The 14,141-nt window shown below is 72.3% G+C and carries 11 protein-coding genes; 4 read left to right on the plus strand and 7 right to left on the minus strand.

Features of this window, described 5'->3' with window-relative positions; all coding sequences use genetic code 11:
- Complete coding sequence (locus CP976_RS15770; protein ID WP_150480936.1) at positions 1-1,149, plus strand: glycosyltransferase; 1,149 nt, start codon at positions 1-3, stop codon at positions 1,147-1,149.
- Positions 1,146-1,802 carry a YveK family protein gene (locus CP976_RS15775; RefSeq protein WP_150480937.1) on the plus strand — a complete coding sequence of 219 codons (657 nt, stop codon included), beginning with the start codon at positions 1,146-1,148 and terminating at the stop codon, positions 1,800-1,802. The genes CP976_RS15770 and CP976_RS15775 overlap by 4 nt, the downstream gene beginning before the upstream one ends.
- Before the next feature lie 52 nt (positions 1,803-1,854).
- Here CP976_RS15775 and CP976_RS15780 read toward each other — a convergent pair whose 3' ends face one another.
- A complete protein-coding gene (locus tag CP976_RS15780; RefSeq protein WP_150480938.1) occupies positions 1,855-3,102 on the minus strand; it encodes a glycoside hydrolase family 26 protein in 1,248 nt (415 codons plus the stop codon).
- A gap of 169 nt (positions 3,103-3,271) precedes the next feature.
- On the opposite strand from CP976_RS15780, the gene CP976_RS15785 reads away from it, so the two are divergent.
- Positions 3,272-4,525, plus strand: a complete 1,254-nt coding sequence (locus tag CP976_RS15785) for a carboxylate--amine ligase (protein ID WP_150480939.1) — start codon at positions 3,272-3,274, stop codon at positions 4,523-4,525.
- A complete protein-coding gene (locus CP976_RS15790) occupies positions 4,525-5,793 on the plus strand; it encodes an NAD(P)-binding domain-containing protein (RefSeq protein ID WP_190146791.1) in 1,269 nt (422 codons plus the stop codon). The genes CP976_RS15785 and CP976_RS15790 overlap by 1 nt, the downstream gene beginning before the upstream one ends.
- A gap of 378 nt (positions 5,794-6,171) precedes the next feature.
- Here CP976_RS15790 and CP976_RS15795 read toward each other — a convergent pair whose 3' ends face one another.
- From CP976_RS15795 to mmsA, 6 genes are all read right to left on the minus strand, one after another.
- On the minus strand, positions 6,172-6,897 hold the full coding sequence (locus tag CP976_RS15795; protein ID WP_150480940.1) for a chaplin: 726 nt from the start codon (positions 6,895-6,897) through the stop codon (positions 6,172-6,174).
- A gap of 156 nt (positions 6,898-7,053) precedes the next feature.
- Positions 7,054-7,179 (minus strand): hypothetical protein, encoded by a 126-nt coding sequence (locus CP976_RS44350; RefSeq protein WP_268250131.1) that lies wholly within the window; start codon positions 7,177-7,179, stop codon positions 7,054-7,056.
- 120 nt (positions 7,180-7,299) lie between these two features.
- A complete protein-coding gene (locus tag CP976_RS15800; RefSeq protein ID WP_150480941.1) occupies positions 7,300-8,829 on the minus strand; it encodes a vWA domain-containing protein in 1,530 nt (509 codons plus the stop codon).
- 148 nt (positions 8,830-8,977) lie between these two features.
- Positions 8,978-9,850 (minus strand): ABC transporter permease, encoded by an 873-nt coding sequence (locus tag CP976_RS15805; protein ID WP_150480942.1) that lies wholly within the window; start codon positions 9,848-9,850, stop codon positions 8,978-8,980.
- Complete coding sequence (locus CP976_RS15810; RefSeq protein ID WP_150480943.1) at positions 9,847-12,501, minus strand: CocE/NonD family hydrolase; 2,655 nt, start codon at positions 12,499-12,501, stop codon at positions 9,847-9,849. Before CP976_RS15810 ends, CP976_RS15805 begins: the two co-directional genes overlap by 4 nt.
- A gap of 122 nt (positions 12,502-12,623) precedes the next feature.
- Positions 12,624-14,132, minus strand: a complete 1,509-nt coding sequence (mmsA, locus tag CP976_RS15815; RefSeq protein WP_150480944.1) for a CoA-acylating methylmalonate-semialdehyde dehydrogenase — start codon at positions 14,130-14,132, stop codon at positions 12,624-12,626.
- Positions 14,133-14,141: the final 9 nt, after the last annotated feature.

Consider the following 14,141-nt stretch of genomic DNA (forward strand, 5'->3'; position numbering starts at 1 on the left):
ATGAGGGCTCTGCACATCATCACCGGCCTCGGCGTCGGTGGGGCCGAGCAGCAGTTGCGTCTGCTGCTGCGTCACCTGCCCGTCGACTGCGACGTCGTGACGCTCACCAACCCCGGTGCGGTCGCCGAGGGCCTCGCGGCCGACGGCGTCCGCGTCACGCATCTCGGCATGGGCGGCAACCGTGACCTGGCCGCGCTGCCGCGCCTGGTCCGGCTGATCCGCGCCGGCGGCTACGACCTGGTGCACACCCACCTGTACCGGGCCTGCGTCTACGGCCGGTTCGCCGCGCGCGCGGCCGGGGTCCGGGCGGTCGTCGCCACCGAACACTCCCTGGGCGACTCGCAGATGGAGGGCCGGAGGCTGACGGCAGGGGTGCGCGGGCTGTATCTCGCCAGCGAGCGGCTCGGTTCGGCGACGGTCGCCGTCTCCCCGACGGTGGCCGAGCGCCTGAAGCGCTGGGGCGTGCCGGCGCCCCGCATCGAGGTCGTCCCGAACGGCATCGACCTGGACCGTTTCCGCTTCGACCCGGAGCGGCGCGAGCACACCCGCCGGCTCCTCGGCCTGCCGGAGGACGCCTGGGTCGTGGGCGGTGTCGGCCGGCTCACCGCGGGGAAGCGGTTCGATGTCCTCGTCCGCGCGCTCACCCTGCTCCCGGACGACCACCGGCTGCTGCTGGTGGGCGGGGGCCCCGAGGAGCACGCCCTGCGTCGCACGGCCCACGAGGCCGGCGTGGCCGGCCGTGTCGTGTTCACCGGCGAGCGTCCCTACGTGCCCGACGGCTCGCCCGGTCCGGACCTGCCCTCGCTCACCTCGGCGATGGACCTGCTCGCGTCCCCGTCCACGGAGGAGGCCTTCGGTCTGGCGGCCGTGGAGGCGCTGGCGTCCGGCCTGCCCGTGCTCTACGCCTCCTGCCCGGCCATCGAGGATGTGCGGCCGCCCGCCGCCGGCGCCCGGCGGGTGCACGGCGGCCCCGAGGCATACGCCCGCGCGATCGCCGAGGTCCGCGCGGCCGGCGCCCGGCCGCGCACGGCCTCGGAGGTCGCCCATCACTACAGCATCACCCACTGCGCGGCCCGTCTGACGGACGTGTACGCGGCAGCGGTCTCCAGTTCGCCGTCCCTCTCACCTCTGGGAGCCACCTCCTCATGACCGACACCTCACCCCGTCAGCGCCGCTTGTCCCTGGCTCGTCTCAGGGGGCTTCCCCTGTGGTCCGTGCTCGCGGCCGGCACCCTCGCCGGGGGTCTGCTCGGCGGTGCGTACGGCGTGCTCACACCCTCCACGTACACGGCCACGAGCTACGTCATCGCCGTGCCGACCGGGAAGTCCACGCCGGACGCCGCCCTCGGATTCGCTCAGGCGTACGGCCGGGTCGCCACCCAGCTCGCAGTGCTCGGGGACGCGCAGGTGTACGCGGGTGTGCCGGTGCACACCCTGCAGCGCAGTGTGCGCACGGCGACGTCCCCGGACGCGCCGATGGTCGCCGTCTCGGCCATCTCCTCGCGCCCCGGCCTCGCCGTCGACATGGCCAACGCGGTCACCCGCGCGCTGACCCGACACGCGGACGACAGCAGGGGCAACACCAACGTGCGGCTCGTGCAGTTCTCGCGGGCGGTGGAGCCGAGCGAGCCGACGTCCGCGTCACCGGCGGTGACCGGTCTGGTGGGGGCGAGCGCGGGCGGTCTGCTGGGCGGCCTGGCCCTGCTGGCGCGGCCGAGGAAGGCCGGCCAGGACGACGAACCCGCCCCGGCCCCCTCGGTGCCCGGCCCGGCCGCCGCCGCCGATGCGCACGGACAACGGTGACGACGGCGGGCCTGGCGGGACACGGCACCGGGGAGCGCTGTTTCACCGCTCCCTACCACCAGTCGAAGCGGAGGCAGAGCTTCCCGCCGAGCCACTCCTCCACCCAACTGCCCAGGTCCAGCGGCGTGCAGTCCGCCGGGGGCGGCGGTGTGCTGGGTGGGGTCGGCTTCGGCGTGGGCGTGAGGGGCGGGGTCGCCTGGTCGGTCCGGCCGAACAAGGTGGACCGGTAGACGTGGGACGACCTCGGGTTGGCCCCGCACTGCCACACTCCGTGCGGGCAGTAGTCGGTCAGCGTGTTGTAGAGCGGTTTGTGCTCCTCCATCCAGGCGAGCATGCTCCGCATGTACTCGGCATTGTCACCGTTGCGGAAGAGCCCCCATTCCGGATAGGAAATGGGTTTGCCGTGAGCCTTCGCGAAATCCACATGGTGCTGCAGCCCGTAGGGCTCTTTCACCTGTTGCTCGAACGACATTCCGGCCGGCTGGTCGTAGGAGTCCATGCCAATGATGTCGACCGTGTCGTCTCCCGGATAGCATTTCGTCCATGGAACGGCGTCCACGCCACGACTCGGCGTGAAATCGAACCGAAACTTCTGGCCCGGCACGGAACGCATGGTGGTGACGATCCGATTCCAGTACTTTTTCCAGGCCTCCGGGTCCGGCCCACACCGATGGGTGTACGTGGTGCCGTTCATTTCCCAGCCGAGCACGATGACCGTGTCCGGCACCTTCAACTCCACCAGCCGCTCGGCGAGGACACGGAAGTGGTGATCGAACTCCCCGGCCGCGCCCTGCCGCAGCAGCCACCGGACCTCGCCGTCGGAGACGCCCTCCTCATTGCGCTCCTGCATGGGGACGTTGAGGACGAGCATGCGCTCGGCCTTCTTGTTGCGCCAGTGCGCCCACACCTTGAGGAAGTCGGCGGAACCCTCGATGTCGCGCCAGCGGTGGCCCGGCAGATAGGTGTGTCCGGCGCGGAGCTCGGCGCCGCCCAGCCAGTGGCTGAACAGCGGCATCCGGGCCACACCGCGGGCATCGGACTTGAGGAAGACACCGAAGGCCGGGGCTTCCTCACCCGCCGGAGTGGTGGCCGGGGCCGGGGGCAGGGGGACGGCCGGAGGCGCGAAGGCCGGGGGCGTGGCCACGGGTGTCGTCGGGCTCGGTGCCGGAGCCCGAGGATCGGCGGCTCGCGCCACCCCCACCCCCGCCACGGGGCCGGACGCCAGGGCGGCCGACGCGGCGACCGCTGCCGCGCCCAGGGCAAGCCGGCGGGCCCCGGCCCGCTTGTGCTGTGGGGCCATGCCTGTTCCTTCCTTCGCTCTCGTCCGGACTGCTGCCATTGTTTGTGTTATTGACGGGCAGTCACATGAAGTCAGTCACAGAAAAGCCAATAGCGCCACAACCGTTACGACTTTCGAGTGCCGGGCTCGCCCGTGCGGGTGAGCCGATCAGAAAAGAAAGAGAGAGTTCGTGTCGCTACTCGACATCCGCGTCCCCGCTGTGCTGCTGCGGATCGACCGGAATCCCTTTCACCACGGAACCCTGGGGGCCGCGCGTTCGCTCGGCAGGTCGGGAGTGGAGGTACACGTCGTCGCGGATTCCGCGGAAAGTCCCGTGGGCGCGTCACGTTACGTACGTCAAATGCATCCCCCGCCGCTCCCGGGAGCGTCCCCGGACGACGTTCTCGCCGTGCTGCGCCGCGTGGCCGACGGGATCGCACGCCCCGCCGTGCTGGTCCCGTTGGACGACGCGAGCGCGATCGCCGTGAGCCGGATGCGGGACGAACTCGCCCCCTCCTACCTCCTGCCCTCGATGCCGGGCGGCCTCGCCGAACGCGTCGCCGACAAGGCGGAACTGGCCGCCGTGTGCACGTCCACCGACGTCCCGCACCCGACGACACTGATCCCGGACAGTCCGGCGGAGGTCGCCGACGCCATGCGGCGGCTCGGGCTGCCGGTGGTGGCGAAGTGGAGCCGGCCCTGGCTGCTGCCCGCCGGCAGCGGGCTGCGCAGCACGGTGCTGGTCCGGTCCGTGCAGCAGGCCCGGGAGCTGTTCCTGCGCACCGAGGAAGCGGGCAGCCGGCTGCTGCTCCAGGCGTACCTGTCACCGGGGCCGGACCGGGACTGGTTCTTCCACGGCTACGCAGACCACTCGGGCACCGTGCGCGCGGGCGGACCGGGCCGCAAGCAGCTGGCCTGGCCGCGCGGGGCGGGGCTGACCGCGGTCGGCTGCTGGACGCCCAACACTCAGGTGCAGGCGCTGGCCGAGCGGCTCACCGGCGAGCTGGGCTACCGGGGCATCTTCGACCTCGACTTCCGCCGCTGCGGCGCGACGGGCCGCTATCACCTGCTCGACTTCAATCCGCGCGCCGGCGCCCAGTTCCGGCTCTTCGCGGACAGCGCGGGCCTGGACGTCGTACGGGCCATGCACCTGGACCTGACGGGCCGTCCACTGCCGGACGGGCTCCCGATGCCCGGGCGGGCGTTCGTGGTGGAGAACTACGCGCCCCTGGCGGCGCTGCGTGCGGCGCCGGGCGGGCGTGAGCTGGCCTGGTACGCCGCTGACGACCGCTCCCCCGGACGGGTCATGTGGGCCCAGTGGTGCCGGCACGTGTCCCGCCGGCTGCGTGAGCGGCTGGGCACGACGACGGCGGCGCCGACGCCCCGGCTGATCCCCCGGGCAGCCTCGCCCTCCCTGACCGACAACGAGAAAGCGAGCAGTTGATGGTGTACGACCTTCTGGTGGTGGGCGCAGGCCCGTACGGCCTGTCGATCGCGTCCCACGCCGCGGCCGCCGGGCTGAACCTGCGCGTGTTCGGCCGACCCATGGCCTCCTGGCGGGACAACATGCCCCGCGGCATGTTCCTGAAGTCGGAACCGTGGGCGTCCAACCTCTCCGACCCGGCCGGGCGGTGGCGACTGGACGTCTACTGCGCCGAGCACGGCCTGACGGCACGTCACGCGAAGCCGATCCCGGTCGAGGCGTTCGCGGAGTACGGCCTGTGGTTCGCCCGCCACGCCGTGCCGGAGGTGGACGAGCGCACGGTGACCCGTGTGGCGGCCGCACCCCACGGTTTCACGGCGGTCACCGAGGACGGGGCGGAGGTGCACGCCCGGACGGTCGCCCTGGCGGTCGGCGTGATGCCGTTCGTCGAGGTGCCGCAGGCACTGCGCGGACTGCACCCCGCGCTGGTGACACACAGCAGCCACCACAGCGACCTCAACCGCTTCCGCGGCAAGGACGTCACGGTGATCGGCGGCGGTCAGGCGGCCCTGGAGACGGCGGCGCTGCTCGCCGAACAGGGCACCCGCGTCCGTGTGCTGGCGCGAGCGGAACAGCTGCGGTGGAACGATGTGCCGCCGCCCTGGGAGCGCCCTTGGTGGCAGTCGGCCCGCTCCCCCCACAGCGGGCTCGGCCCCGGATGGCGCAACTGGTTCTACGCGGAGCGTCCGGGCCTCTTCCGGCGGCTGCCGGAGCCGACCCGGGCTCGCATCGCGACCACGGCGCTGGGGCCGGCGGGCGCGTGGTGGGTGCGGGACCGGGTGGAGGGCGTGGTGGAGCTGCTGCCGGGCCATGAGGTCACCGCGGCCTGTGCGGTGCCGGGCGGGGTACGGCTGGACACGGTGAGCCGCGCGGGTGCCCTGCGCAGCCTGGAGACCGAACACGTCATCGCCGCGACAGGGTTCCGGGCGCGTTGCGACCGGCTCGGACTGCTCGCCCCCGAGTTGCGCGGAACGCTTGCGGCACTGCCGGACGGCTCCCCGGAGGTCGGGCGCAGCTTCGAGTCCTCCCACCCCGGCCTGTTCCTCGCCGGCCTGGTGACGGCCTCGGGCTTCGGCCCGGCCATGCGCTTCGTGCAGGGCGCGTCCTTCACGGCGTCGACCCTCGTCCGGGGTGTGCGCCGCCGACTCGGGACGACACCGGCGGGCGGCACCGTCCCCGCACCGGTGGACGGCAGCCGGAGCGAGTCGCCGTCGCCGGTACGGCGCTGACGGGGAACCGCGCGGATGACACGGGGGCCGCTGGCGGCGACGGAGTCGTCAGCGGCCCGCCCTCGTGCCGGGGACGGCGGTAGAGGGTGCGGTGTGACGCGACGGCCGACACCCCCCGGATCAAGTCGACGGGGGGTGCGGGTGACGCTTGTCCCGGGAAGCCAGGGGCCTCGCACCGGGACCAGGAAAGTGACGGGACGGCTCCGGCGTCCGGCCCGCCCCGGGCCTGGCGAGCGGTTCCGGCGGAGAGTCGCTGCCGATCCGGCCCGTGCGGCGTGTGGTCCCCGGACCGGCTGTGGCCTGCCTGTGGTGGTGGCGGGCGCCGGTCCGGGGTGGGATGCGGGTGCCGGGCGGGTCGCGTCCGGCACCCGGTGCCGGCTAGCGGGACCAGGTGGTGCGACCGCGGCGGTACAGCAGCACCCCGCCGGCCATCAGGGCGGCACTGGCGACCGAGGCGGCCACCAGGGCCTCACTTCCGGTCTCGGCCAGCTGGGGCAGCGGGCCGCTCTCCGTCTCCTCTTCCGGGGTGGACGGCGTCTCGCTGTCCTTCTCGGGCGCGGGCGGGGAGTCCGGCGTCTCCTCGTCGTGCGGGGTGGGGCGGTCCTTGGCCGGCGGGACCTTCCGGTCCTCACCACTCGGCTTCTCGGTGTCGTCCTCGCCGCCGTAGCCGCCGTGGCCGCCGTACGAGCTGTTGTGGCAGGAGTTCTCGGACGCCTCGTTGAACACCCCGAGTCCGGCGACGTTGTTGCCGCACGCGTTCACCGGCACGTCGACCGGCACCTGCACGACGTTCCCGGATCCCACACCGGGGGAACCCTTCGCGACCCCCGAGGCGTCCGCGCCGGAGCCCTTCCCCTTGTGCGAGCTGTTGCGGCAGACGTTGCCGAACGACTCGTTGAGCGCCGCGAGCACGTCGACGGTGTTGCCGCACAGGTTGATCGGCACGTCGATCGGCACCTGCACGTTGTTCCCGGACAACGCACCGGGAGAGTCCTTCGCCACTCCCGACGCGTCGGAGTCAGCGAGGGCGGGGCTGCCATACAGGGACAGAATCCCCGTGGCGGCGGCCGCCGCGAACGCTCCCTTGCTCAGGGTCTGTCGCATTGCAGTTGTCCTCCTGCTTGAAGAATTGGGGCAGCCGGCCGCGGAACGGAGATCCACATCCAAGGTCGGCGGTGTGGCGGCGTGGAAAGTCGCAGCGCTGAACAGGAATGAGGCGTAGGGGATGCCCGCTCGCGCCGAAGGGGCCGCGGAGTCGGTTCAGCGTTCCTCGCCCTGGCCCATCGCGACGGCCGGTCCGCCGGCAGGCGCCGGGGCAGTGGCCGTCGTCGGCATGTCGATGGCAGAAGCGGCGGCGGCCGCGACGTTCATAGCCTCCTTGAGCACTGCGCGTTCCTTTCTCGTAGCGCCGCATGCTCTACTGCCTCATCAACCCGGTGCAGGAGAATTGGTTCCGCAGGTTCACCCGGTTGGCCCGCGTCGCATGTCGAAAGACCGCAACCTTGTTCAATCCCGGCGGCGGTCGGCCTGTTCGATGGCCTCGGCGAGTTCGCGCACCGCCCCGTCCTCCGTGGCCCCGGACAACGCGCGAGCACGGTCGGCGAGTTCGGCGAAGGGGACCGGGGCTCCGGGGAGGCGGCGGTGGCGGTCGTCGCCGGAGCGGAGGGCGTCGGCGAAGTAGGCCGCCACCGCGGTGACCTGGAAGCGGCTGGGGGCGGCACGCAGGGAGTCGTGGAGGGCACCGGTCTCGAGGTCGCCGGACTCCTCGTGCGGGTCGCGGGTGTCGGGGTCGAGCCAGCGGACGGTGGCGGTGGCGAGGTGGCCCTCGGCGCCGGGCTCGGTGCGGACGGCGTACAGGGCGGTGACGGTGTGGCCGGGGCCGACCTCGCCGCCGTCGACGCGGTCGTCGCGGAAGTCCTCGTCGGCGACCCGGCGGTTGTCGTAGCCGACCAGGCGGAACTCCTCGACGGTCTCGGGGTCGAAGGCGACCTGAGCCTTGGCGTCGCGGGCGGTGAGGTCGATGTTGCGCGGGAGTTCCTCGCAGAAGACCTTGCGGGCCTCGTCCTCGTCGGACACGTAGACGGTGTGGCCGTCGCCCTTGTCGGCGAGGCGTTCCATCAGGGCGTCGCCGTAGTCGCTGCCGACGCCGACGCCGAAGAGGGTGACGCCGTGCTCGCGGCGTTCGCCGGAGATCCGCTCCAGGATCGTGTCGGCGTCGGTGTCGCCGGTGTTGGCGAGGGCGTCGGAGACGAGGACGACCCGGTTGGTCGCGCCCTTGCGCAGGCCCTCGACGGCCGTCTCGTAGCCGGTCTCGACGCCCGCGCCGAGGTTGGTGGAGTCGCGGGTGTCCAGCTCGGAGACGACGTCGTGGATCTCGTCGCGGTTGCCGTCGAGGCGCGTCATGGGCAGGACGGTCTCGGCCTCGTCGCTGAACGTGACGATCGCGACCGAGTCGTCGTCGCGCAGCCGGTCCGTCATCACGGACAGGGACTCCTGGGCGAGGTCCAGGCGGCCCGGTTCGGCCATGGAGCCAGAGACGTCGATGACGAAGGTGAGGGCGGCGGGCGGGCGTTCGCCGGTGCGTTCCGTGGTGCGGGTGGCCAGGCCCACGCGGACCAGGGACCAGTCCTCGTCGGCGGTGCGGGCGCCGTCCACGGTGACCGAGAAGCCGTCGCCGTCGGGGCGTTCGTAGTCCTGGCGGAAGCTGTTGACGAACTCCTCGGGGCGGACCGTCGAGGGGTCAGGGAGCCGGCCGTCGGCCAGGGCGCGGCGGGCGTAGTCGTAGGAGGCGGTGTCGACGTCGAGGGCGAAGGTGGACAGGTTGTCGGGGGCGGCCTCGCGGTCCTGGTCCTCCTGCTCGCTCGTGCCGTCCTCGTCTCCGTGAGCGGGCGCGGGCAGACCCGAGATGTCGCGGTCGGCGGCCTTGCTGCCCTCACTGCTGCCGCCTCCCCCGCTGCACGCGGTGAGCAGCAGCCCGCCCGCCGCCGTGAGCGCCAGCAGCAGCCTGCGTGTCCGGTACCGCTCGTACGGCTTCATCGTCCGTGCCCCCTTGGTCCGTTGGCGTCGCCTTCTTGCGACTGTGACGGCGCGGGGGGCCGGAACGTGCGGTACGGGGGGTTGCGGAAGCGTCTCGAAGCGGCCACGGGGACCGGTCTTCGAGACCGGTGGGTGATCCTCCGTTGACCTAGGAGACGACGTCCTTGCGGGCGAACCCGCGGAAGGCCAGGGCGAACAGCACGAGCGCGTACGTTACGGAAATCGACGTGCCCTGGATCATGTCCGTCCACTGCAACTGCGGTTGGACGGCGTCGAGCCAGGCGTACTGCCAGTGCGCGGGCAGGAAGTGCCGCCAGTCGCCGAGGGCCGTCACCTCGTCGAGGACGCTGCCGATGATGGTCAGGAACACCGCTCCGCCGACCGCGCCGAGCGGGGCGTCCGTCCGGGTCGACAGCCAGAACGCGAGGGCCGCGGTGACCAGTTGGGACACCATGATGTACGCGACGACGATCAGTATGCGCACGGCGGCGGTGCCGGTGGGCAGGGTGCCGCCGGTGGGCAGTTCGAGCGGGCCCCAGCCGTAGGCGGCCGTGCCGACGACGAGGGCGACGATCGGGAGCAGGACCAGCGCGGCCAGGCTCAGGCTGAGTCCGACGGCGAGCTTGGACCACAGCAGCCGGGCCCGCGGTACGGGGGCCGCGAGCAGGTAGCGCAGGGACGACCAGCTGGCCTCCGAGGCGACCGTGTCGCCGCAGAACAGGGCGACGGGGATGACGAGGAGGAACCCGGCGGCGGAGAAGAGGTTGACCGCGGCGAAGTTCGCTCCGGAGGCCGTCGCCGTGTCCATCAGGTTCACGCGGTTGTTGTTGCCGCCCGGGTCGCCGCCGACCTGGAAGGCGATGAGCAGGATGATCGGCAGGGCGAACAGGACACCGCCCATGACCATCGTGCGGCGCCGCTTCAGCTGCCGGACCAGCTCGACCCGGAACGGCAGGGTGCGGCCCGCGCGGTAGCCCTCGGCGACCTCGACGGGCTCGGCCCGGTCGGCGAGCTTGCTCATGCTTCGGCTCCGATCAGGGTGAGGAAGGCGTCCTCCAGGCGGCGGTGCGGGCCGACCGACCGCACGGGTACGTCCAGCCGCACGAGTTCGGCGACCAGGCGCTGCGGGGTGCCGTCGGCGTCGAGCTGGACCAGGAGTCCCTCGTCGACGGGCACGGCCGAGGCGACGCCCGGCAGGGCGGCGATCTTCTCGACGACGGGCTCGTCCACGGGCGTGGCCGTGCCCACCAGGAGGGTGTCGCCCGAGCCGACGATGTCCTCGACCGGGCCCGCCTGGACGAGCTGCCCGTGGTCCATCACGACCAGGTGCGTGCAGGTCTGCTCGACCTCCGCGAGGAGGTGGCTGGAGACGATGACCGTGCGCCCGGCCGCGGCGTAGCGGATCATCACCTCGCGCATCTCGCGGATCTGGGGCGGGTCGAGGCCGTTGGTCGGTTCGTCGAGGATGAGCAGGTCCGGCATGCCGAGCATGGCCTGGGCGATGGCGAGGCGCTGGCGCATGCCCTGGGAGTAGGTGCGCACGGCGCGGGCGAGCGCGTCGCCGAGGCCCGCGATCTCCAGGGCCTCCTCCATGTGTGCGTCCTCGGCCGGGCGGCCGGTGGCGCGCCAGTACAGCTCCAGGTTCTCGCGGCCGGACAGGTGCGGCAGGAAGCCCGCGCCCTCGACGAAGGCGCCGACCCGGGACAGGACCGGGGCGCCCGGGCTGATGGCGTGGCCGAAGACGCGGATCTCGCCGCCGTCCGGCTTGATCAGGCCCATCAGCATGCGCAGGGTCGTGGTCTTGCCGGCGCCGTTCGGGCCGAGCAGGCCGAGGACCTGGCCCCTCTCCACGCGGAAGGACAGGTCCTTGACGGCGTACCGGTCGGAGGACTTGGCGTACCGCTTGGTCAGGTCCGTGATCTGGAGGGGCACGTCGGCGAGGTCGGGGTCCGGCGGGGCGGGTGCGGCCGTGCGGCGGCGTCCCGTGATGATCAGCGCCAGGGCGATCACGGCGCCGGCGAGCGGCATCCACCACACCCAGGCGGGCAGCGGGCCCTGCGCGTTGCTCTCGCCGAGCGCCGACGGGACCTTCAGATCTCCCTTGAGGGAGACGGTGTGCGTGGCCGGGGTCGCCGGGGAGGCGTAGCCGAGGTCCGTCGAGGCGAGGACCAGGCGCAGCCGGTGGCCGTCGTTGACCTCGTGGTCGATGGCCGGGAGGGTGATGGTGACGTCCTTGCCGGCCTTGGCGCCCTCGACCCTGATGGGCGTGACGAGCTGGGAGGGCAGCACCGGCTGGGTGCGGCCCGGGCCGACGTCGTAGACCTTGGCGAAGAGCACGGCGTCGTCGCTGGTGGACTTCACGTGGACCGTGGCCGTCGGGGAGCCGGTGATCTGGACGTCGTCCCGGAACGGGGCCGACTCGAACGCGGCGAACTGGCCGGGGAAGTCGAGGGAGATCCCGACGCCGAGCGAGGAGAGCTGGCTGAGGCCGCCCGCGCCGCCGAGGCCGGGCAGGGCGGAGACGCCGGGCGGGCTGGCGCCGGGCGGGTTGTCGAAGCTCTGCTCGCGGCCGGCCAGGGCGATGGAGCGCTGCTTGCTCTCCAGGCCGGGGTAGCGGTCCGAGGTCACGCCGGTCAGGCGGGGTTCGCCGTCGCCGGAGCCGAGGCCGAGGGTGCGGGTGACGCGGAAGGCGGGGCCGGTGTCGGCGCCCTTGTCGTCCTTCAGGTAGCGGTCGAACCAGCTCTGCACGCGGCCCTGGACGCGGCTCGTCTCCATGTCGCCGCCGTCGTGGCCGCCCGCGATCCAGTCGACGTCGACGGGGGCGCCGTTGGCACGGATGGCCTTCGCGGCCTGGTCGGCCTGGCCGAGCGGGAAGAGGGAGTCGGACTGGCCCTGCATCAGCAGGGTCGGCACCTTGATGTTCTTGCCGACCGCGGAGGGCGAACGCTCGTCGAGCATCTTGCGCGCCTCGGCGTCCGGCTCGCCCGACTCGGCGACCCGCTCGTACATCCGGCACAGCGCGGGCTCGAACCGCTCGCAGCCGCCGCCGGAGTTGACGAAGATGCCGGCCCACAGCTTCTTGAACACGCCGTTCGGGAACAGCGCGTCGGCGAGGTTCCAGTACGTGATGGCCGGGGCGATGGCGTCCACCCGGGTGTCGTGTCCCGCCGTGAGCAGCGCGATGGCACCGCCGTAGGAGGCGCCGCCCATGCCCACGCGGGGGTCGCCGGGCTTGTCGAGTTCGACCTGGGGCTGCTTCGCGAGCCAGTCGATGATCTTCGAGACGTCGGCGACCTCGCCCTCGGGGTCGTTCAGTCCGATCTTCCCGTTGGACTTGCCGAAGCCGCGCGCCGACCAGGTCAGCACCGCGTAGCCGTCTCTGGCGAGATCCTCGGCCTGCTGCCGTACGTCGTTCTTGCTGCCGCCGAAGCCGTGGCCGAGCAGGACGGCGGGGCGGCGGCCGTCACCGCCGGAGGTGAAGTACGAGGTGTCGATACGTACCCCGTTCCCCGTGTCCAGGACCCGGTCGGCGCGGTCGACCGGGGGCACCTCGTCGGACGCGACGGCCGTCCACGTCCCCGCTCCCGCGAGCACGACGACGGCGGCCCCGGCGGCGAGGAGCCTCCGGGGCCTCCGAAGCAGCCCGTTCAGTCCGGGCAGTCGAAGATCCATGCGTCAACGGTACGGGGTCAACCTGTCGAACAGTTGTCGACCGGAGACTGAAGTACGGACCCTCCCCGGGGAGTACGGGGGCCTTCGGCATACCGCGGGTGTGGTACTGCCGGAGGGAAACCTCAGTGGTTGCGCGGGAAGCCCAGGTCCACGCCCGCCGGGGCGTCGGCCGGGTCGGGCCAGCGGGTGGTGACGACCTTGCCGCGGGTGTAGAAGTGCGTGCCGTCGTTGCCGTAGATGTGGTGGTCGCCGAAGAGCGAGTCCTTCCAGCCGCCGAAGGAGTGGTAGCCCACGGGGACCGGGATCGGGACGTTCACGCCGACCATGCCGGCCTCGACCTCCAGCTGGAAGCGGCGGGCCGCGCCGCCGTCCCGGGTGAAGATCGCGGTGCCGTTGCCGAACGGCGAGGCGTTGACGATGTCCAGGGCCTCCTCGTAGGTCTCCGTGCGCAGCACGCACAGGACCGGGCCGAAGATCTCGTCCTGGTAGGCCTTCGCCGACGTGGGCACCTTGTCGAGTAGCGAGATGCCGATCCAGTGGCCGTTCTCGAAGCCGGCACCTTCATAGGTATACGCCGAACCGTCGAGGACCACCTCGGCGCCCTCGGCCGCCGCGCCCTCGACGTAGGTGGCCACCTTGTCGCGGTGGACCTTGGTGATGAGCGGGCCCATCTCGGAGGCGGGGTCGCTGCCGGGACCGATCTTGATCTTCTCGGCGCGCTCGCGGATCTTCTCCACCAGCTCGTCGCCGATCGCGCCGACCGCGACGACCGCGGAGATGGCCATGCAGCGCTCGCCCGCGGAGCCGTAGGCGGCCGAGACGGCGGCATCGGCAGCGGCGTCCAGGTCGGCGTCCGGGAGGACCAGCATGTGGTTCTTGGCGCCGCCCAGCGCCTGGACACGCTTGCCGTTGGCGGAGGCGGTGGTGTGGATGTAGCGGGCGATCGGGGTCGAGCCGACGAACGAGACGGCCTTGACGTCCGGGTGCTCCAGCAGACGGTCGACGGCCACCTTGTCACCGTGGACGACGTTGAAGACGCCGTCCGGCAGGCCGGCCTCGGCGAGCAGCTCGGCGAGCTTGACGGACGCCGACGGGTCCTTCTCGGACGGCTTCAGCACGAACGTGTTGCCGCACGCGATGGCCAGGGGGAACATCCACATCGGCACCATCGCCGGGAAGTTGAACGGCGTGATGCCCGCGACGACGCCGAGCGGCTGTCGGATCGAGGAGACGTCGACACGGCTCGCCACCTGCGTGGAGAGCTCGCCCTTCAGCTGGACGCTGATGCCGCAGGCCAGGTCGACGATCTCCAGGCCGCGCGCCACCTCGCCGAGCGCGTCGGAGTGCACCTTGCCGTGCTCGGCGGTGATCAGCTCGGCGATCTCGTCGCGGTGGGCGTCGAGCAGCGCCCGGAACCTGAAGAGGATCGAGGTCCGCTGGGCCAGCGAGGACTGGCCCCAGGTGGCGAAGGCCTCCTTGGCGGCGGCGACCGCCGCGTCCACCTCGTCGACCGAGGCGAACGCGACCTTGGTCGTCACCTCGCCGGTCGCCGGATCGGTCACCGGCCCGTGCGTGCCCGAGGCGCCTTCGACGGTCTTGCCGCCGATCCAGTGGTTGACGATCTTCGTCATGGCCGGGAA

The organism is Streptomyces coeruleorubidus, from assembly GCF_008705135.1.
Taxonomy (GTDB): domain Bacteria; phylum Actinomycetota; class Actinomycetes; order Streptomycetales; family Streptomycetaceae; genus Streptomyces; species Streptomyces coeruleofuscus.

Excerpts from the sequence above, each read along its gene's own strand:
- CP976_RS15770 (WP_150480936.1), top strand. The coding sequence starts at position 1 with ATGAGGGCTCTGCACATCATCACCGGCCTCGGCGTCGGTGGGGCCGAG.
- CP976_RS15775 (WP_150480937.1), top strand. The coding sequence starts at position 1,146 with ATGACCGACACCTCACCCCGTCAGCGCCGCTTGTCCCTGGCTCGTCTC.
- CP976_RS15780 (WP_150480938.1), bottom strand. The coding sequence starts at position 3,102 with ATGGCCCCACAGCACAAGCGGGCCGGGGCCCGCCGGCTTGCCCTGGGC.
- CP976_RS15790 (WP_190146791.1), top strand. The coding sequence starts at position 4,525 with ATGGTGTACGACCTTCTGGTGGTGGGCGCAGGCCCGTACGGCCTGTCG.
- CP976_RS15795 (WP_150480940.1), bottom strand. The coding sequence starts at position 6,897 with ATGCGACAGACCCTGAGCAAGGGAGCGTTCGCGGCGGCCGCCGCCACG.
- CP976_RS15800 (WP_150480941.1), bottom strand. The coding sequence starts at position 8,829 with ATGAAGCCGTACGAGCGGTACCGGACACGCAGGCTGCTGCTGGCGCTC.
- CP976_RS15805 (WP_150480942.1), bottom strand. The coding sequence starts at position 9,850 with ATGAGCAAGCTCGCCGACCGGGCCGAGCCCGTCGAGGTCGCCGAGGGC.
- CP976_RS15810 (WP_150480943.1), bottom strand. The coding sequence starts at position 12,501 with ATGGATCTTCGACTGCCCGGACTGAACGGGCTGCTTCGGAGGCCCCGG.
- mmsA (WP_150480944.1), bottom strand. The coding sequence starts at position 14,132 with ATGACGAAGATCGTCAACCACTGGATCGGCGGCAAGACCGTCGAAGGC.